At 56.5% G+C, this 16,229-nt stretch carries 20 protein-coding genes; 13 read left to right on the top strand and 7 right to left on the bottom strand.

Going from position 1 to position 16,229, the window contains the following annotated elements; translation table 11 throughout:
* The first annotated feature begins 11 nt into the window (after positions 1–11).
* The 5 genes from rfaQ (at position 12) to coaD (ending at position 4,836) form a co-directional block, all read left to right on the top strand.
* On the top strand, positions 12–1,088 hold the full coding sequence (gene rfaQ, locus C1Y41_RS18335; RefSeq protein ID WP_039381252.1) for a putative lipopolysaccharide heptosyltransferase III: 1,077 nt from the start codon (positions 12–14) through the stop codon (positions 1,086–1,088).
* Positions 1,081–2,214, top strand: a complete 1,134-nt coding sequence (locus C1Y41_RS18330; RefSeq protein ID WP_104086049.1) for a glycosyltransferase family 4 protein — start codon at positions 1,081–1,083, stop codon at positions 2,212–2,214. Before rfaQ ends, C1Y41_RS18330 begins: the two co-directional genes overlap by 8 nt.
* A gap of 85 nt (positions 2,215–2,299) precedes the next feature.
* Complete coding sequence (gene waaA, locus C1Y41_RS18325) at positions 2,300–3,574, top strand: lipid IV(A) 3-deoxy-D-manno-octulosonic acid transferase (RefSeq protein ID WP_039381256.1); 1,275 nt, start codon at positions 2,300–2,302, stop codon at positions 3,572–3,574.
* 3 nt (positions 3,575–3,577) lie between these two features.
* The gene (locus tag C1Y41_RS18320) at positions 3,578–4,354 is read left to right on the top strand and encodes a glycosyltransferase family 2 protein (RefSeq protein WP_071668649.1); all 777 of its coding nucleotides are present in this window, start codon (positions 3,578–3,580) and stop codon (positions 4,352–4,354) included.
* Positions 4,351–4,836: a pantetheine-phosphate adenylyltransferase gene (coaD, locus tag C1Y41_RS18315; protein WP_039381263.1), complete on the top strand. Its 486-nt coding sequence runs from the start codon at positions 4,351–4,353 to the stop codon at positions 4,834–4,836. Before C1Y41_RS18320 ends, coaD begins: the two co-directional genes overlap by 4 nt.
* Here the strand turns inward: coaD and mutM are convergent, their stop codons facing one another.
* From mutM to radC, 4 genes are all read right to left on the bottom strand, one after another.
* Positions 4,837–5,646 (bottom strand): bifunctional DNA-formamidopyrimidine glycosylase/DNA-(apurinic or apyrimidinic site) lyase, encoded by an 810-nt coding sequence (gene mutM / locus C1Y41_RS18310; protein WP_104086048.1) that lies wholly within the window; start codon positions 5,644–5,646, stop codon positions 4,837–4,839.
* A gap of 78 nt (positions 5,647–5,724) precedes the next feature.
* A complete protein-coding gene (rpmG, locus tag C1Y41_RS18305; protein ID WP_001051798.1) occupies positions 5,725–5,892 on the bottom strand; it encodes a 50S ribosomal protein L33 in 168 nt (55 codons plus the stop codon).
* 11 nt (positions 5,893–5,903) lie between these two features.
* The gene (gene rpmB / locus C1Y41_RS18300) at positions 5,904–6,140 is read right to left on the bottom strand and encodes a 50S ribosomal protein L28 (RefSeq protein ID WP_010616494.1); all 237 of its coding nucleotides are present in this window, start codon (positions 6,138–6,140) and stop codon (positions 5,904–5,906) included.
* Positions 6,141–6,383: 243 nt separating this feature from the next.
* Positions 6,384–7,040: a DNA repair protein RadC gene (radC, locus tag C1Y41_RS18295; RefSeq protein WP_104086047.1), complete on the bottom strand. Its 657-nt coding sequence runs from the start codon at positions 7,038–7,040 to the stop codon at positions 6,384–6,386.
* 189 nt (positions 7,041–7,229) lie between these two features.
* Between radC and coaBC the strand changes: the two genes are divergently transcribed.
* The 3 genes from coaBC to slmA all read left to right on the top strand — a co-directional run bounded on the left by coaBC (position 7,230) and on the right by slmA (position 9,595).
* On the top strand, positions 7,230–8,450 hold the full coding sequence (gene coaBC, locus C1Y41_RS18290; protein WP_104086046.1) for a bifunctional phosphopantothenoylcysteine decarboxylase/phosphopantothenate--cysteine ligase CoaBC: 1,221 nt from the start codon (positions 7,230–7,232) through the stop codon (positions 8,448–8,450).
* On the top strand, positions 8,428–8,886 hold the full coding sequence (gene dut, locus C1Y41_RS18285) for a dUTP diphosphatase (RefSeq protein WP_039381277.1): 459 nt from the start codon (positions 8,428–8,430) through the stop codon (positions 8,884–8,886). The genes coaBC and dut overlap by 23 nt, the downstream gene beginning before the upstream one ends.
* A gap of 112 nt (positions 8,887–8,998) precedes the next feature.
* Entirely contained in the window at positions 8,999–9,595 is a 597-nt protein-coding gene (gene slmA / locus C1Y41_RS18280) for a nucleoid occlusion factor SlmA (RefSeq protein ID WP_094111963.1), read from the top strand.
* A gap of 74 nt (positions 9,596–9,669) precedes the next feature.
* Here slmA and pyrE read toward each other — a convergent pair whose 3' ends face one another.
* The 3 genes from pyrE to C1Y41_RS18265 all read right to left on the bottom strand — a co-directional run bounded on the left by pyrE (position 9,670) and on the right by C1Y41_RS18265 (position 11,593).
* Positions 9,670–10,311: an orotate phosphoribosyltransferase gene (pyrE, locus tag C1Y41_RS18275; protein WP_039381285.1), complete on the bottom strand. Its 642-nt coding sequence runs from the start codon at positions 10,309–10,311 to the stop codon at positions 9,670–9,672.
* 50 nt (positions 10,312–10,361) lie between these two features.
* Entirely contained in the window at positions 10,362–11,078 is a 717-nt protein-coding gene (rph, locus tag C1Y41_RS18270; protein WP_094111962.1) for a ribonuclease PH, read from the bottom strand.
* A gap of 98 nt (positions 11,079–11,176) precedes the next feature.
* A complete protein-coding gene (locus tag C1Y41_RS18265) occupies positions 11,177–11,593 on the bottom strand; it encodes a DUF3574 domain-containing protein (RefSeq protein WP_158249875.1) in 417 nt (138 codons plus the stop codon).
* A gap of 133 nt (positions 11,594–11,726) precedes the next feature.
* Between C1Y41_RS18265 and C1Y41_RS18260 the strand changes: the two genes are divergently transcribed.
* From C1Y41_RS18260 to C1Y41_RS18235, 5 genes are all read left to right on the top strand, one after another.
* Positions 11,727–12,590 carry a YicC/YloC family endoribonuclease gene (locus C1Y41_RS18260; RefSeq protein ID WP_039381293.1) on the top strand — a complete coding sequence of 288 codons (864 nt, stop codon included), beginning with the start codon at positions 11,727–11,729 and terminating at the stop codon, positions 12,588–12,590.
* A 411-nt stretch (positions 12,591–13,001) separates the two neighbouring features.
* Entirely contained in the window at positions 13,002–13,925 is a 924-nt protein-coding gene (lpxP, locus tag C1Y41_RS18255; RefSeq protein WP_094111960.1) for a kdo(2)-lipid IV(A) palmitoleoyltransferase, read from the top strand.
* A 261-nt stretch (positions 13,926–14,186) separates the two neighbouring features.
* Positions 14,187–14,582 (top strand): polyketide cyclase, encoded by a 396-nt coding sequence (locus C1Y41_RS18245; protein ID WP_071668653.1) that lies wholly within the window; start codon positions 14,187–14,189, stop codon positions 14,580–14,582.
* A 433-nt stretch (positions 14,583–15,015) separates the two neighbouring features.
* Entirely contained in the window at positions 15,016–15,282 is a 267-nt protein-coding gene (locus tag C1Y41_RS18240; protein WP_071668654.1) for a hypothetical protein, read from the top strand.
* A gap of 73 nt (positions 15,283–15,355) precedes the next feature.
* Positions 15,356–16,000, top strand: a complete 645-nt coding sequence (locus C1Y41_RS18235; RefSeq protein WP_168713754.1) for an oligosaccharide flippase family protein — start codon at positions 15,356–15,358, stop codon at positions 15,998–16,000.
* Positions 16,001–16,229: the final 229 nt, after the last annotated feature.

The following is a 16,229-nucleotide window of genomic DNA, read 5'->3' as shown; positions in this document are numbered from 1 at the left end:
GATCAATAAGTATGGCAAGCCCGATTCCAGCCCGGTTCACACCACAATCTATTTTAGTGATCAAACTGCGCCATCATGGTGACATGCTGCTGACAACGCCTGTCATCAATGCGCTGCGCGCGCGTTATCCTGATGCACATATCGATGTGCTGCTCTATAAAGAAACCCGGCCGATGCTGGAAGCGCATCCGGCAATTCGCCAGCTGCATATTATCGATCGCAGCTGGAAAAAAGAGGGCAGCCTGCAGAAACTGCGCCATGAACTGGCGCTGCTCTCCGCCGTTCGCGCCTGCCGCTACGATCTGGTGATCAACCTCGCCGACCAGTGGCGCAGCGCCATTATTACCGGCCTGTCAGGTGCTGCGGTGCGCATCGGCTTTGCCTATCGCAAACGCGACAACGCCCTCTGGCGCTGGTGCCACAATCAGCGCGTCCCTACCACCCGGCATCATCAGCTGCATACGGTTGAACAGAATATGAGCGCGCTGGCTCCGCTCGGAATCGACGTAACAAATGCAGTCGCGTCGATGCATTTCAGCGAAGCCGATCGGCAGAAAGTAGATGTTTTGCTGGCGCAGCAGCAGATCGCCGGGCCGTTTATTGTGCTGCAGCCTACGTCGCGCTGGGTATTTAAATGCTGGGACGATGAAAAGATGGCGCAGCTGATCACGGCGCTCTCTGATGAAGGGCATACCCTGGTGCTGACGGCAGCGCCGGATAAAAAAGAGCTGGCGATGATAGCGCATATTCAGTCGCTCTGCTCCGCCTCACGCGTGGTATCCCTTGCCGGCCAGTTGTCGCTGCCGCAGCTGGCCGCGCTAATCGACGCGGCGCAGCTCTTTATTGGTGTCGACTCTGCGCCGATGCATATGGCCGCGGCGCTGGATACGCCCTGCCTGGCGCTGTTCGGACCGACAAAGCTGCAGCACTGGCGCCCGTGGGGCAATAATAACCGGGTGATCTGGGCAGGTGATTATGCACCGCTGCCGTCGCCCGACTCGATCGACACCCGCACGGAGCAGCGCTATCTTTCCGCGATTCCGGTCGCCGATGTGCTGACCGCCGCAAGGAGCTATTTGCATGAATAAAATACGTCTGGCTATCGTCCGGCAGAAATATCGCCCGGACGGCGGGGCCGAACGCTTTATTTCACGCGCGCTGGAAGCGCTGGATAGCGAGCAGCTGGATCTCAATATCATTACCCGCAGCTGGCAGGGCGCGCCCAATCCCGCCTGGCATCTGCATATCTGCAACCCGGCAAAGTTTGGCCGTATCTCCCGCGAACGCGGTTTTGCACGTGCAGCGCGCGCCTGCTGGGAGCGGGAGCAGTTTGACCTTGTTCAGAGTCACGAGCGCATCGCCGGGTGCGATATTTTTCGTGCCGGCGACGGCGTGCATCGGGTCTGGTTAGAGCAGCGGGCGCGCATTGTTTCCCCGTGGCAGCGTCTGAGCGCAGCGCTCAGCCCGTACCATCGCTATGTGCTGCAGGCTGAAGCGGAGATGTTTAACGACCCGTCACTCAAAGCGGTGATCTGCAACTCTGAGATGGTGAAGCGGGATATCCTGCGCCATTTCACGCTGGATGCCGGCAATATTCACGTGATCCACAATGCCATTGACAGCAAACGCTTTCAGCCCGCGACATCCAGCCTGCGCCATGCGGCGCGCCATCAGCTGCGGCTGCCGCAGGACGCGCACGTGATGATCTACGTCGGCTCCGGGTTTGAGCGCAAGGGGCTGAAAGCAGCAATTGAAGCGGTGGCGCAAACCGATCGCTATCTGATTGTGGTCGGTCAGGATAAACAGCTGTCGCGCTATCAGCAGCTGGCAAACCAGCTTAACTGTCTTGACCGCCTGCGCTTTGCCGGCGTTCAGCAGGATGTGCAGCCGTTCTATCACGCCGCCGATGCGCTGCTGCTGCCAACGCTGTACGATCCGTTTCCGAATGTGGTTCTGGAAGCCATGGCCTGCGGACTGGCGGTGATCACCAGCACTGGCTGCGGCGGAGCCGAGTTTATCCGCCATGGTGAAGAGGGCTTTGTCTGCGACGCGCTGGATATTCGCGCGTTAAAAGAGGCCGTGCTGGCGGTGCCTGCCCTGTCAGATGACAACCGTATGGGCGCCGCCGCCCGCCGCCGGGTGGAACCTTACGGGCCTGAGCGGCTGGCAGATGCGCTGACCTCGCTCTACCAGCGCGTGCTGAGCCAGCGCTGACGAAGTGATGTGAGCAGGCGGTGAATTTCTGATAGTATGCCGCCTTTCTCCGGTTTTTTGACGCGAATATGTCGTAACGATAACTATGACGACCCTGTATACCGCCCTGCTCTATCTGATTCAGCCATTTATCTGGCTGCGCCTGTGGCTGCGCGGTCGCAAAGCGCCGGCCTACCGTAAACGCTGGGCTGAGCGATATGGCTACTGCACCGGCAAGGTTGAGCCGCACGGTATCGTGCTGCATTCAGTATCGGTAGGTGAAACGCTGGCTGCAGTACCGCTGGTGCGGGCGCTGCGCCATCGCTATCCGTCACTGCCCATCACCGTGACCACCATGACGCCCACCGGCTCAGAGCGCGCGCAGTCGGCATTTGGTAAAGATGTGCACCATGTTTACCTGCCGTACGATCTGCCCGGTGCCATTAACCGGTTTCTGGATACGGTTGATCCGCGTCTGGTGATCATCATGGAAACCGAGCTGTGGCCAAATATCATTCGCATCCTGCACCAGCGCGAGATTCCGCTGGTCATCGCCAACGCCCGTCTCTCTGAGCGTTCCGCCCGCGGCTATAAAAAGCTGGGTGGCTTTATGCGCGATCTGCTGCAGAGCATCACGCTTATCGCGGCGCAGAACAGCGAAGATGGCGACCGCTTTCTCAGCCTGGGCCTGAAACGGTCGCACCTGGCGGTCACCGGCAGCCTGAAATTTGATATCTCCGTTACGCCAGAGCTGGCGGCCAGAGCCGTTACGCTGCGGCGTCAGTGGGCATCGCGCCGTCCGGTGTGGATTGCCACCAGCACTCACGAAGGTGAAGAGGCCATCGTGCTGGATGCCCACCGCCAGCTGCTGCAGCAGTTTCCCGATCTGCTGCTGATCCTGGTGCCGCGTCATCCGGAACGCTTTAAGGATGCGTGCCATCTGACGCAAAAGCGCGGCTTTACGTTTATGCTGCGCAGCAGCGGTGCGGTTCCTTCCGCCGCCACACAGGTCGTGATTGGCGACACCATGGGCGAGCTGATGCTGCTGTATGGCATTGCCGACCTCGCTTTTGTCGGCGGCAGTCTGGTTGAACGCGGCGGTCATAACCCGCTCGAACCTGCTGCTCATGCCATCCCGGTGTTGATGGGGCCGCACACCTGGAACTTCAAAGATATCTGCGCCAAATTGCAGCAGGCAGAGGGGCTGATCACGGTCAGCGACGCCGCTGCGCTGGAGAAAGAGGTCGCCAATCTGCTGCAGGATGATGACTATCGTCGCTATTATGGCCGTCACGCCGTTGAGGTTTTGCATCAGAATCAGGGCGCGCTGCAGCGCCTGCTGCAGCTGCTGGAGCCTCATCTGCCACCGCGAGCACACTAATTTATGTCACAACGCCAACGTCTTTCGGTCGTGATGATCGCCCGGAATGAAGCTGAACTTCTGCCTGACGCGCTGGCATCTGTTGCCTGGGCCGATGAAATTATCCTGCTCGATTCGGGCAGCAGTGACGCCACTGCAGAGATTGCCCGGGCGCAGGGCGCGCAGGTGTATGAAGCGCTGCCGTGGGCAGGCTATGGCAAGCAGCGCCAGCGCGCGCAGGCATTCGCTACCGGAGAGATGATCCTGATGCTGGATGCTGACGAGCGCGTGACTCCGGCGCTGCGCCGCTCAATTGAGCAGGTGCTGTGCCAGCCGCCTTCTGCCACGGTTTATAGCCTTAGCCGCAGCAATTTTTTCCTCGGCCGTTTTATGCGTCACAGCGGCTGGTATCCGGATCGCGTGATGCGTCTCTATCCGCGCCATCTCAGCTATAACGACAATCTGGTGCATGAGTCGCTGGAGACGCAGGGCGCGCCCGTGGTGGCGCTGCCTGGCGATCTGGCGCACCTCACCTGCCGCGATCTGATAACGTTTCAGCGTAAGCAGATGAACTATGCCGAAGCCTGGGCGCAGGAGCGCTTTCAGCGCGGCAAGCGCTGCGGCCTGTTCGCCATTTTCTCCCATACGCTGGGGGCGTTTGCTAAAACGCTGCTGCTGCGCGCCGGCTTTCTTGACGGGAAGCAGGGCTGGATCCTGGCAGTGGTTAACGCACAGTACACGTTCAATAAATATGCCGCGCTCTGGGCGCTGCACCATACTTCTGCACAAGGCCGCGTATGAGTACGAAAGCGATATATCCCGGCACGTTTGACCCGATGACGCTCGGACACCTTGATATTGTCACGCGCGCGGCCCGCATGTTTGATCGCCTGGTCGTGGCGATTGCTGCCAGCCCCGGTAAGAAACCGCTGTTTACGCTGGACGAACGCGTCGATTTAGCGCGTCAGGCCACAGCGCACCTGACTAACGTTGAGGTCGTGGGCTTTAATGAGCTGATGGCTGATTTTGCCCGGACGCAGCAGGCGAACGTACTGGTCCGCGGCGTGCGGGCGGTGGCTGATTTTGAGTACGAATCACAGCTGGCACAGATGAACCGCCATCTGCTGCCCGCGCTGGAAACGGTGTTTCTGCTGCCGTCGCAGGGCTTCTCATTTGTGTCGTCATCGCTGGTTAAAGAGGTGGCGCGTCACGGCGGTGACGTACAGGCATTCCTGCCTGCCGTCATTCATCAGGCGCTGCTGGCCAGACTGCAGCAGCCGTGATCAGTGCTGGCAGTGCGGACACCAGAAGGTGCTGCGCTGTCCATGCCGGCCGCTGAGGATCGGCGTGCCGCAGGCGCGGCAGGGTTCGCCAGCGCGGCCGTAAACCTGCAGCTGCTGAGCAAAATAGCCAGGCTTTCCGTCGGTCTGTAAAAAATCGCGCAGCGTGGTGCCTCCCTGCTCAATGGAGCGCAGCAGCACCGCTTTTATCGTGTCCACCAGCAGCGTCGCTTCCGCCTCGCTCAGGCTTCCCGCCGCCCGATCCGGCAGTATACCGGCGGTGAACAGCGACTCACTGGCGTAAATATTGCCCACCCCGACCACAATTTTATTGTCCATCAGCCACTGCTTGATGGCGGTACGCTTGCCGCGCGAGCGGGTAAACAGATAGTCACTGCTGAAGGCGTCGCTCAGCGGCTCCGGTCCAAGATGGGCCAGCACGCTGCTGCCCGCCGGATCGGCGCTCCAGAGCCACGCGCCAAAACGTCGCGGATCGGTATAGCGCAGCACTTTGCCGTTACTCATGACCAGATCGACATGGTCATGCTTTTCTGCCGGCTGTTCACCGGGCAGAATGCGCAGGCTGCCGGACATGCCGAGATGAATGATGATCCAGCCATGGGGCAGCTCCAGCAGCAGATACTTTGCCCGCCGCTGCACGCTCAGTACCGGCTGATCGCTCAGCGCGTGTATTTCACTGGAAACCGGCCAGCGCAGGCGCGCATTGCGCACAATAGCGTGCAGAATGGTTTCCCCCACCAGGTGAGGCTCAATACCGCGTCGGCTGGTTTCTACCTCAGGTAATTCAGGCATCGCATCTCCTCAACGTGTTGACATAGCGCACAAACAAAAAACCCGGCCGGAGCCGGGTTTTTCGCAAGAACACCAAAATTACTTAATTTTGGCTTCTTTGTAGATCACGTGCTGACGTACAACCGGATCGAACTTTTTCAGTTCCAGTTTCTCAGGTTTAGTACGCTTGTTCTTCGTGGTGGTATAGAAGTGACCTGTACCAGCAGAGGAAACCAGCTTGATCTTCTCACGAATACCTTTAGCCATGATTCAGTTCCTTAGTACTTCTCACCACGGGCGCGGATTTCGGCCAGAACCGTATCGATGCCCTTTTTATCAATAACACGCATACCTTTAGCAGATACACGCAGAGTAACGAAGCGCTTCTCGCTCTCAACCCAGAAACGGTGAGAGTGCAGGTTCGGCAGGAAACGGCGTTTCGTCGCGTTCATTGCGTGGGAACGGTTGTTACCGGTCACCGGACGCTTTCCAGTTACCTGGCAGACTCGTGACATTTCTATTCTCCAAAAATCAAATCAGCTCGAGCTTTAAAAACATAGGTTTTGGCCGCCTCGTCAGGCCTTAGCCCGCCAGGCGAGTTCCATGTGAACCCGCTAAGCTGGCCCAAACGCCAAACCCGAGATTCTCAAAGGTGGCGTAGTATACGCCGCTCAGCTCAAGTGCTCAAGTCCCGAACAGATAAAGATCCCTCCGGATCGCGCAAAAACGCCGCATTTCTGCCCGATTGAGGCGTAAAACTATAGCCAGCCGCGCTCAGCGAATGAGGTAAACTCGCCGTGACCGATCACCAGATGGTCCAGCAGGCGAATACTCAGCAGCGCGCAGGCCTGGGCAATTTTGGTGGTAATTTCCCGATCGGCACGGCTCGGATCGGCGTGTCCCGAAGGGTGATTGTGCGCCAGAATCACCGCTGCAGCGTTAATTTTCAGCGCTTCCCGCACAATTTCGCGCGGATGAACCTCCACGCTGCTGATTGAGCCGGAAAACATCTTCTGCGCCTGCAATACGCGATGCTGGTTATCAAGAAACAGCACCATGAAAATTTCCCGCTTCTCATGCGCCAGTACGCTTTGCAGATAGTGACGTGTGACCTGCGGATTCTCCATCACATTTTCACGCGCCAGCTGGCTGGCAAAAAAACGCCGTCCCAGCTCGGCTATCGCGTGCAGCTGGGTCAGCTTTGCCCGGCCAACGCCTTTAATCAGGCTCAGTTCTCGCTCGCTGGCGGTCATGATGCGATACAGTGAGCCAAACTCATTGAGCATCTGCCGCGCCAGCGTCATAACGCTGATGCCGCGCGTACCGGTGCGCAGAAAAATCGCCAGCAGCTCGGCATCATCCAGCGACTCTGCGCCCGCCTGTATCAGTTTTTCCCGTGGTGCCAGTTTCTTCATTGCGCTACTCCCTGTGGCGGAGCGTCAGGATGCGCGCTGGCGGTCAGCGATGCCAGTGCTGCATTTCTCTTTTCAGAGATGCCTCGCAAAGGGCACGGTCGGTGAACAGGCGGCCGGGCGGTTTTATGATAAAGTTGGCCTGTCTGCTGCGCCGGGCGCGGCATCATGCGTTAAGTTGAGGCAAACAACATGACTGGATTAGCCGGGAAAAAAATTCTGCTGGGCGTCAGCGGCGGTATCGCTGCATACAAAGCGCCGGAGCTGGTGCGACGTCTGCGCGATCGCGGCGCCGAGGTGCGCGTAATGATGACCTCCGCAGCCCGCGCCTTTATTACCCCGCTCAGTCTGCAGGCGGTCTCCGGCTACCCGGTGTTTGATGACCTGCTCGATCCCGCTGCCGAAGCCGCAATGGGCCATATTGAGCTGGCGAAATGGGCTGACCTGATTGTACTGGCTCCCGCCTCGGCTGATTTAATCGCCCGCATAACTGCCGGGATGGCTAACGATCTGGTGACTACCGCCTGTCTCGCCAGCGACGCGCCGCTGGCGCTGGTACCGGCGATGAATCAGCAGATGTACCGTGCCGCCATTACGCAGGAGAACCTGCAGCGCCTGCAGCAGCGCGGCGTCATGATCTGGGGACCGGATAGCGGCAGCCAGGCGTGCGGTGACACAGGACCAGGCCGTATGCTCGATCCGCTGGCGATTGTGGCGCATGCGCTTGAGTGGGCCGAGCCAGCCCGCGATCTGCAGCATCTCAGTATCATGATTACCGCGGGTCCGACCCGCGAAGCGCTGGATCCGGTGCGCTATATCAGCAACCATAGCTCAGGCAAAATGGGCTACGCGATAGCCGCCGCCGCGGCCCGGCGCGGTGCGCGCGTCACGCTGGTCTCCGGTCCGGTCACGCTGGCCGCCCCCGCCGGCGTGCAGCGTATCGACGTGACGACCGCGCTGGAGATGCAGGCGGCGGTCATGGCGCAAATCGGCCAGCAGCATATCTTTATTGCCAGTGCCGCCGTGGCGGACTATCGCGCGGCAACCGTTGCAGCTGAAAAAATGAAAAAACAGGGTGACGACGATAACGTCACGCTGCAGCTGGTGAAGAATCCGGACATTGTCGCCGGCGTGGCGGCACTGCAGGAGAATCGTCCCTACGTGGTGGGATTTGCCGCCGAAACCCGGAATGTGGAAGAATACGCGCGGCAAAAACGCGTACGGAAAAATCTGGATCTGATTTGCGCTAACGATGTCGCGCAGGCGGGTCAGGGTTTTAACAGCGACACCAATGCGCTTCACCTTTTCTGGCAGGAGGGAGAAAAACGCTTACCGCTCAGCGATAAGTCGCTCCTTGGCCAACAGTTAATAGACGAGATAGTCAGCCGTTATGATGAAAAAAATAGACGTTAAAATTCTTGATGCGCGCGTTGGCAGCGACTTTCCGCTGCCCGCTTACGCCACCTCTGGTTCTGCAGGTCTCGACTTACGCGCCTGCCTTGATGAGGCACTGGAGATCGCGCCAGGTATGACTACCCTGGTACCAACCGGCCTCGCCATCCACATCGCTGACCCGACGCTGGCCGCGGTGATCCTGCCGCGCTCCGGCCTGGGCCACAAGCACGGTATCGTGCTTGGTAATCTGGTCGGCCTGATCGATTCTGACTACCAGGGACAGCTTATGGTTTCAGTCTGGAACCGCGGTCAGGAGCACTTTACCCTGCAGCCGGGCGATCGTCTGGCGCAACTGGTGTTTGTGCCGGTAGTACAGGCGGAATTTAACCTGGTCGAAGATTTTGACACCAGCGATCGCGGTGCAGGCGGGTTTGGCCACTCTGGCCGTCAGTAAGTTACCACTCTTCATTTAGCCATCTTGTTAACGCATGTCGCTGCAGGTAATTACCTGTGGCAGACAGGCAGGTATTGCCTGTATTTAATGAATTTCAGGGGTGTTGAAGGTCATGGCAGAGAAAAAAGTCGCGAAAAGGAATCGTCGCGAAGAGATTTTGCAGACGCTGGCGCAGATGCTGGAGTCAGGGGATGGCACCCAGCGAATTACCACCGCCCGGCTGGCCGCTAACGTAGGCGTTTCCGAGGCGGCCCTCTACCGCCACTTCCCCAGTAAAACACGGATGTTTGACAGTCTGATTGAGTTTATCGAAGAGAGTCTGATTACCCGCATCAATCTGATCCTGAATGACGAAAAAGAGACCACGACACGATTGCGTCTGATTGTGCAGCTGATCCTGGGATTTGGTGAGCGTAATCCGGGGCTGACGCGTATTCTGACCGGCCACGCGCTGATGTTTGAACAGGATCGCCTGCAGGGACGTATCAACCAGCTGTTTGAGCGCATTGAAACGCAGATGCGTCAGGTGATGCGCGAAAAGAAAATCCGCGACGGAGAGGGGTTCCGGACAGATGAGGCCCTGCTGGCCAGCCAGCTGCTGGCGTTTTGTGAAGGCCTGCTGTCGCGCTTTGTCCGTTCTGAGTTTCGCTACAGTCCGACCGCGGAGTTTGACAGCCGCTGGCCGCTGATAGCCGCGCAGCTGATTTAACCTCTTGCCTGCCGGGCCAGGCGTGCATCAGCGCGCATGCTGCGGCCGTCACTGATGGCGGCCGCAGCGCGGTTTCAGATACCGTATTCGTTACGGTAAGCGCGTACCTTCGCCAGATGGTCTGCCATCTCCGGCTTCTCAGCCAGATAATCAATCAGATCGCTCAGGGTAATAATGGCGGTAACCGTACAGTGATAGTCGCGCTCGACTTCCTGAATCGCTGATATCTCCCCGCGCCCGCGCTCCTGGCGATCGAGTGAAATCAGGACGCCAGCCAGCGTGGCATGATGCGCGCTGATAATGTCCATCGATTCGCGAATCGCCGTACCGGCGGTGATCACATCATCAACCAGCATCACTTTGCCTTCCAGCGGGCTGCCCACCAGCAAACCGCCTTCACCGTGATCTTTTGCTTCTTTACGGTTAAAGCAGTAGGGCACGTCGCGATCGTGATGGTCGGCCAGCGCCACGGCGGTGGTCGTGGCGATGGGAATACCTTTATACGCCGGGCCAAACAGCAGGTCGAAACTGACACCGCCGTCAACCAGCGCCTGCGCATAGAAACGCCCCAGCAGGGCCAGATCGCGTCCGCTGTTAAACAGGCCGGCATTAAAAAAGTAGGGGCTTTTTCGCCCCGACTTCAGGGTAAACTCACCAAATTTCAGCACCCCTTTATTCAGGGCAAATTCAATAAACTGACGCTGCCAGGCTTTCATCTCTCACTCCTCAAATAAAGAAAAGGCGACCCGGGGGTCGCCTTAGTACATCAACTGGATAGCGCAGCCTTCTGCGCCTGAATCAACTGTTCAATCCCGCCTCGCGCCAGCGCCAGCAGTGTTAATAGCTCCTCGTGGCTGAACGGCTCGCCTTCTGCGGTGCCCTGCACCTCAATCATGCGGCCATCTTCCATCATCACCACGTTCATATCCGTTTCCGCTGCGGAATCTTCAACATACTCCAGATCGCACAGCGCCTCGCTGCCAACGATACCGACGGAGATAGCGGCTACCATGCCTTTCAGCGGGCTGCTCTTCAGTTTACCTGCGGCAACCAGCGCATTCAGCGCATCCGCCAGCGCCACGCAGGCACCGGTAATTGACGCGGTACGCGTGCCGCCGTCCGCCTGAATTACATCGCAATCCAGCGTGATGGTGTATTCACCCAGCGCGGCGAGGTCAACCGCAGCACGCAGCGAGCGGGCAATCAGACGCTGGATCTCCAGCGTACGGCCACCCTGCTTGCCTTTGGCCGCTTCGCGCGCCATGCGGCTGTGGGTTGAACGCGGCAGCATGCCATATTCTGCGGTTACCCAGCCCTGACCTTTACCCTTAAGAAAACGCGGCACGCCTTCCTCGACGGTCGCGGTGCAGAGCACTTTGGTTTCACCAAATTCAACCAGAACCGAGCCTTCGGCGTGTCTGGTGTAGTGACGGGTAAGGGTAACGGGACGCACTTCAGAAGTGCTACGGCCTGCAGGACGCATAGGTTCTCTCCGGCTTGCTTGAGTTTGGCTGCGCATTATACGGACTTCAGCCGCAGCTGTCCCGCGCGCGTGGAGCAGATCGACGATTCTCTTTCTGCTCAGCGGACAGCGGCGCAGACCAGCGTATCGATGCGGGTAGTGGTTTTGGCGTTAAAGCGCGTACGATACCGGTCGCGCGCGCGCTCAATCACGGCAGAAAAGGCGACATCCGGCGGATAGAGCAGCACTACAACCCGGCGCGCTTCTCCCTTTCCTGCGGCGTCATAGCTTGTCAGCGTATCGCCAAAGTGCGGCATCAGCTCCTCACGCAGAAACGGCTGCCATTCCCGCTCCGGCACTGCACTCAGCCACAGCGTGGTCTGCATCATCATCTCTCCGGCACCACACAGCGCCACCGGTGCGTTGTGCTGCGGGATCGGCTGCAGGCGCGCGGGTGCAGTCTGACATCCGGCCAGCAGCAGCAGTGCCACCAGGCTGCAAAAAGACTTATACGGAGTACGAAACAGATCGGACATCATCATCGCCGGGTAATATGCTCGCTCAGGATCAGTAGGCCTGCTCTAAACATAGCAGCGTTTTGCTATCCCTATCCCGCCGCACCGCACGCCGCTATAATGCGCAGAACATTCCCTGAAAGAGTACAAGCTTATGATCCGCAGTATGACCGCTTACGCCCGTCGCGAAGCCAAAGGCAGCTGGGGCAGCGCGACCTGGGAACTGCGCTCGGTGAACCAGCGCTATCTGGAAACCTATATTCGCCTGCCGGAACAGTTCCGCGGCCTGGAGCCGGTGATCCGCGAGCGCATCCGCACCCGCCTGACGCGCGGCAAAATTGAGTGCCATCTGCGTTTTGATGCCGATCCGGGCGCACAGGGCGAGCTGCAACTGAACGAAGCGCTGGCAAAACAGCTGGTGCAGGCTGCCAACTGGGTAAAAATGCAGAGCGATGAGGGTGCCATTAATCCGCTGGATATTCTGCGCTGGCCGGGTGTAATGTCAGCACCGGAGCAGGATCTGGACGCCATTAATGCTGAGTTGCTGACGGCGCTGGATGGCGCGCTGGATGACTTTATCGAAGCGCGTGAAAGTGAAGGTAACGCGCTGAAGAGTCTGATTGAGCAGCGTCTTGCGGGCGTATCGCAGGAAGTCAGCAAAGTACGTGCGCAGATGCCGGACGTGCTGAAATGGCAGCGCGAACGCCTGGTGACCCGGCTGGAAGAGGCAGAAGTTCAGCTGGAGAATAATCGTCTGGAGCAGGAACTGGTCATGATGGCCCAGCGCGTTGACGTGGCGGAGGAGCTGGATCGCCTCGACGCGCATGTTAAAGAGACCTACAACATCCTGAAGAAGAAGGAAGCGGTCGGCCGTCGCCTCGACTTTATGATGCAGGAGTTTAACCGCGAGTCGAACACCTTAGCCTCTAAATCGATCAATGCAGATATCACCGCTTCAGCCATTGAGCTGAAGGTGCTGATTGAGCAGATGCGCGAGCAGATTCAGAACATCGAATAACGTTTCATCTGCCAGCCTCAGCAGCATCTCTGCCTGAGCCCGCAGCAGCGGGTTCAGGCAGCAACCCTTTCGCTAGACTATTTTTTATCTTTTGCAATGTAAGCATTGTGCGTGCAATGATGTACAGCTGTGTCTGCTGCTGACCTGTCCTGACATATCTGCGGTATCTTCAGCATTAATACTGCTATTTTATCTGATTGATTTTACTTAATTAATAGAAAACTCATCCTTCCTGCAGCCGGTAATGTCCCAGGTTCCATAAATTCCATCAATCCTAAAGATACTAAAGTTAGCAGAATTCCTAAGGCACTATTTGCTAAAGTGCCGGTCGTAATTACTACAGTTGTACCGCACCAGGAACCATGGACCGACTTCTTAGCGCGTTACATTTACTCTACCTATGAAGGTGCTATGAAGAAAACCGGACAGTTTCGCTCCACACTGCTGCATCCCCGTTACTGGTTTACCTGGTTCGGTCTGGCCGTGCTCTGGCTGCTGGTGCAGCTTCCCTATCCCGTTCTGATCCGTCTCGGGGCAACGGCGGGTAAACTCTCGCGCCATTTCCTCAAGCGGCGCGAACGCATCACCCGTCGCAATATTGAACTCTGCTTCCCGCATATTAATGAAGAAGAGAAAGAGGTCATGATTGCCGGCAACTTTGAGTCGCTCGGCATGGCGCTGGCGGAAACCGGTATCGCATGGTTCTGGTCAGATGCGCGGGTTCGTCGTCTGTTTGACGTCAGCGGCATTGCTAACCTGCAGAATGCGCAGAATCAGCAGCGCGGCGTGATGGTTATCGGCGTGCACTTTATGTCGCTGGAGCTGGGCGGCCGCATTACCGGTCTCTGTCAGCCAATGATGGCCATGTATCGTCCGCATAACAATCAGGCGATGGAGTGGGCGCAGACCAGAGGCCGTATGCGTTCCAATAAAGCGATGATTGACCGTCGCGATCTACGCGGCATGGTGCAGGCGCTGAAGCAGGGCGAAGCCGTCTGGTTTGCACCCGATCAGGATTACGGTCCGAAAGGCAGCGTATTTGCACCGCTGTTTGCAGTAGAGAAAGCCGCTACCACGAACGGTACTTTTGTTCTGTCGCGTCTTGCGCGGCCCGCAATGCTGACGATTGTCCTGATCCGCAATCCGGATAAAACCGGATACCAGCTCATCATTCAGCCGGAACTGGAAGGCTATCCGCATGAAGATGAAGCCGCTGCCGCTGCCTATATGAACAGAGTGATTGAAAAAGAGATCCTGCGCGCGCCGGAGCAGTACCTGTGGCTGCATCGTCGTTTCAAAACGCGTCCGCCAGGTGAAGCCTCTCTTTACGTCTGATCTGCGCAATAACGGTCCGCATGCATTTCCTCTTTCGTGCGGACTGCCGCTCCGGTAATCAGGATCCACCCGCTGGCAGCATCCGCTGCCGGCTGCCCTGCCCCCTCACGTAACAGCCATCCTCCTGCCGGCGGCGCGGCTTCACCGGCCATAGCGCAAAAAACCTCTGCTGCACCACACTTTTTCTGTTGCGTCATAGGCAGCCCGGTCAGCTTCCGATAGGGTGAGTTCATTATGAATGACACTGCCTCAGGAGGCATTATGCTGCCCTCACAGACTCTCACGCTTACCGTGCCGCGTAACTGGCTGGATCTGTATGAAACCATCTGGCAACCCACCTGTTTTGCAAAATGGGTAAGCGACCTGAACGGCGCAACACTGGTGCAGGAGGGACAATACTGGCGGGCAAAGCGCGGAGAGAATTCGCTGAAACTGCGTTTTACCCCGCATAATCCGTTTGGCGTTATGGACTACTGGACAGATAACGGCAGCGGTAAAGAGCGCTACATGCCGATGCGCGTGATTGCTAATGGCCAGGGAGCTGAACTTGTGGCCGTGCTCTACTGTCAGCCTTTTACTTCCGATGCGCACTTCGTGCAGGAAGTGGCGGCCCTGCGCGCCGACATGGAAAGATTACTTTATCTTTTAACTCACTAGAATCAAACGCTTACATAAATCCTGATTTCCCAGCCATTGCTGGGCGCAATTACAAAAAAAACTGCATTTTTTTTGCGCAGTACTCCTTAACTGTTTCGTGGTTTTTTCTCCGATTTCAGCACCGTATCCCCAGCCAGGCTAAAGCGTTGTTAACAGGAAAATTCCTGGCTGACCGCATGACGTAATCCTGTAAAGGTATTGATATAAAAAGATATTCATATCATTTGGAGGTCAGGCGCTGAGAGAAATAAGACAGTTTCCTGAAAATATTAATTAGTCAGAAACATCGCTGCTTAACTATTTTAATGCATAGTCTGAAACCATTAATTTCTAAAGTTTGTTTATAGGAATTTTCTCATGGTGTTAAATTAAATAAAAAACTGTATAACGTATTCACACACAGCAAGACTTAATAATAAAAACAGGGAAAAACATGGATCGCTCAACTTATCCTTTGTTGTCAGAAAAAGAATTCGTTGAGATTGCCAGACGGATGCTGGCCGGGGATTATAATAATACAAAAGGATTTTATAACGATCTCACGGATTTCCTCCGTACCGGAGGAGATACCGTGCAGACAAAAGAAATAATAAACGCCTGCGGTATTGCGCTATTTTCAGAACACCATTTGCTGCAGTGTATTTATAAATGGCAAAACCTGAAAGGTATCTCAGGATTGCGTCAGGATGTGCTGCACTAAGGTGCAGGGCGTGCCGCTTCTGCTCTGTACAACTCCTTAACTGTGATGGTACATGTACCATAATGAGCATACTGTGGCGATACGTGAAAGAGAGCTGTCCAGCGCCAAATGGTCGCTTCTCTCTTCAGCAAAAATTATTGGCATTGGCGTTTTACAATTGACGCTGCTGGCGCAGACTTTGCAGGCGAATGAATTAAACCTGCTGGTTATCGCCATACTGGCTCTGCTGGTTATCGATACACTTGCCGATCGCGGCTTTAATAATAAAATAATTCGCAAAATAAGCTTTAATAATAGCGAAATGTCCGTTCTTTACTGGGGGAGTATTTTTACCGGCTTATTTATTTTTGCAGCATTGTTTATTGGCAGTGACATTTATAGCGCTATAGCGCAGCAGCCGCATCTTGCGGTTATGCTGGAGATGATGTCGGTAATATTTATTATTATCCCGCAGGGGCAGCACTACCGGGCTATCCTGCAGCGGGAAAAGCAGTTTACGCGTATCGCTTTTATCGAGATCACCTCGGTAGCAGCGGGCCTGGCGGCAACACTCTTTACGGTGTGGCTGATGCCGTCGGCGCTATGCGCGGTCTGGGGATACCTTGCGCTGGTCTCCGTCAGAATGCTGCTCTGTTGCTACTACGGTCGCGCCTGGTTCCAGCCTGCGTACCGTTTTAGCCTGAAAGAATTCGCCAGCGTGCGAGCAAGAAACGGATAATAACAACAAGTCTGTATGGTGGGCTCTGGGCATCTGTCCGATGCGTTCGCGTGCTGGTTAACAGCACGCTTTTTTCTTTTCTGCGCTGCAGGCGATTTAATCGATCCTCGTCTGAAAACAGGCTTCCCCGCATCATATTTTTTTATCACAAATATTGACGCATTTCGTTTATCCCCTTCCCTGCCTGCCTTTTCTTAATCATCACATTACCTATTCTAATCTGACGCCG

Origin of the sequence: Pantoea sp. ICBG 1758 (genome assembly GCF_002928325.1) — a bacterium.
GTDB lineage: Bacteria > Pseudomonadota > Gammaproteobacteria > Enterobacterales > Enterobacteriaceae > Pantoea > Pantoea eucrina.
Note: the sequence above shows the minus strand (reverse complement) of the source record. Positions and strands in the feature narration are given on the sequence as shown.

What these genes read in the sequence shown, in the direction of transcription:
- C1Y41_RS18265 (WP_158249875.1), bottom strand. Translation starts at nt 11,593, where the DNA reads ATGTCCGATCTGTTTCGTACTCCGTATAAGTCTTTTTGCAGCCTGGTG.
- dut (WP_039381277.1), top strand. Translation starts at nt 8,428, where the DNA reads ATGATGAAAAAAATAGACGTTAAAATTCTTGATGCGCGCGTTGGCAGC.
- slmA (WP_094111963.1), top strand. Translation starts at nt 8,999, where the DNA reads ATGGCAGAGAAAAAAGTCGCGAAAAGGAATCGTCGCGAAGAGATTTTG.
- C1Y41_RS18320 (WP_071668649.1), top strand. Translation starts at nt 3,578, where the DNA reads ATGTCACAACGCCAACGTCTTTCGGTCGTGATGATCGCCCGGAATGAA.
- rpmB (WP_010616494.1), bottom strand. Translation starts at nt 6,140, where the DNA reads ATGTCACGAGTCTGCCAGGTAACTGGAAAGCGTCCGGTGACCGGTAAC.
- coaD (WP_039381263.1), top strand. Translation starts at nt 4,351, where the DNA reads ATGAGTACGAAAGCGATATATCCCGGCACGTTTGACCCGATGACGCTC.
- mutM (WP_104086048.1), bottom strand. Translation starts at nt 5,646, where the DNA reads ATGCCTGAATTACCTGAGGTAGAAACCAGCCGACGCGGTATTGAGCCT.
- waaA (WP_039381256.1), top strand. Translation starts at nt 2,300, where the DNA reads ATGACGACCCTGTATACCGCCCTGCTCTATCTGATTCAGCCATTTATC.
- rfaQ (WP_039381252.1), top strand. Translation starts at nt 12, where the DNA reads ATGGCAAGCCCGATTCCAGCCCGGTTCACACCACAATCTATTTTAGTG.
- C1Y41_RS18240 (WP_071668654.1), top strand. Translation starts at nt 15,016, where the DNA reads ATGGATCGCTCAACTTATCCTTTGTTGTCAGAAAAAGAATTCGTTGAG.
- coaBC (WP_104086046.1), top strand. Translation starts at nt 7,230, where the DNA reads ATGACTGGATTAGCCGGGAAAAAAATTCTGCTGGGCGTCAGCGGCGGT.
- rph (WP_094111962.1), bottom strand. Translation starts at nt 11,078, where the DNA reads ATGCGTCCTGCAGGCCGTAGCACTTCTGAAGTGCGTCCCGTTACCCTT.
- C1Y41_RS18260 (WP_039381293.1), top strand. Translation starts at nt 11,727, where the DNA reads ATGATCCGCAGTATGACCGCTTACGCCCGTCGCGAAGCCAAAGGCAGC.
- pyrE (WP_039381285.1), bottom strand. Translation starts at nt 10,311, where the DNA reads ATGAAAGCCTGGCAGCGTCAGTTTATTGAATTTGCCCTGAATAAAGGG.
- C1Y41_RS18245 (WP_071668653.1), top strand. Translation starts at nt 14,187, where the DNA reads ATGCTGCCCTCACAGACTCTCACGCTTACCGTGCCGCGTAACTGGCTG.
- C1Y41_RS18330 (WP_104086049.1), top strand. Translation starts at nt 1,081, where the DNA reads ATGAATAAAATACGTCTGGCTATCGTCCGGCAGAAATATCGCCCGGAC.
- lpxP (WP_094111960.1), top strand. Translation starts at nt 13,002, where the DNA reads ATGAAGAAAACCGGACAGTTTCGCTCCACACTGCTGCATCCCCGTTAC.
- radC (WP_104086047.1), bottom strand. Translation starts at nt 7,040, where the DNA reads ATGAAGAAACTGGCACCACGGGAAAAACTGATACAGGCGGGCGCAGAG.
- rpmG (WP_001051798.1), bottom strand. Translation starts at nt 5,892, where the DNA reads ATGGCTAAAGGTATTCGTGAGAAGATCAAGCTGGTTTCCTCTGCTGGT.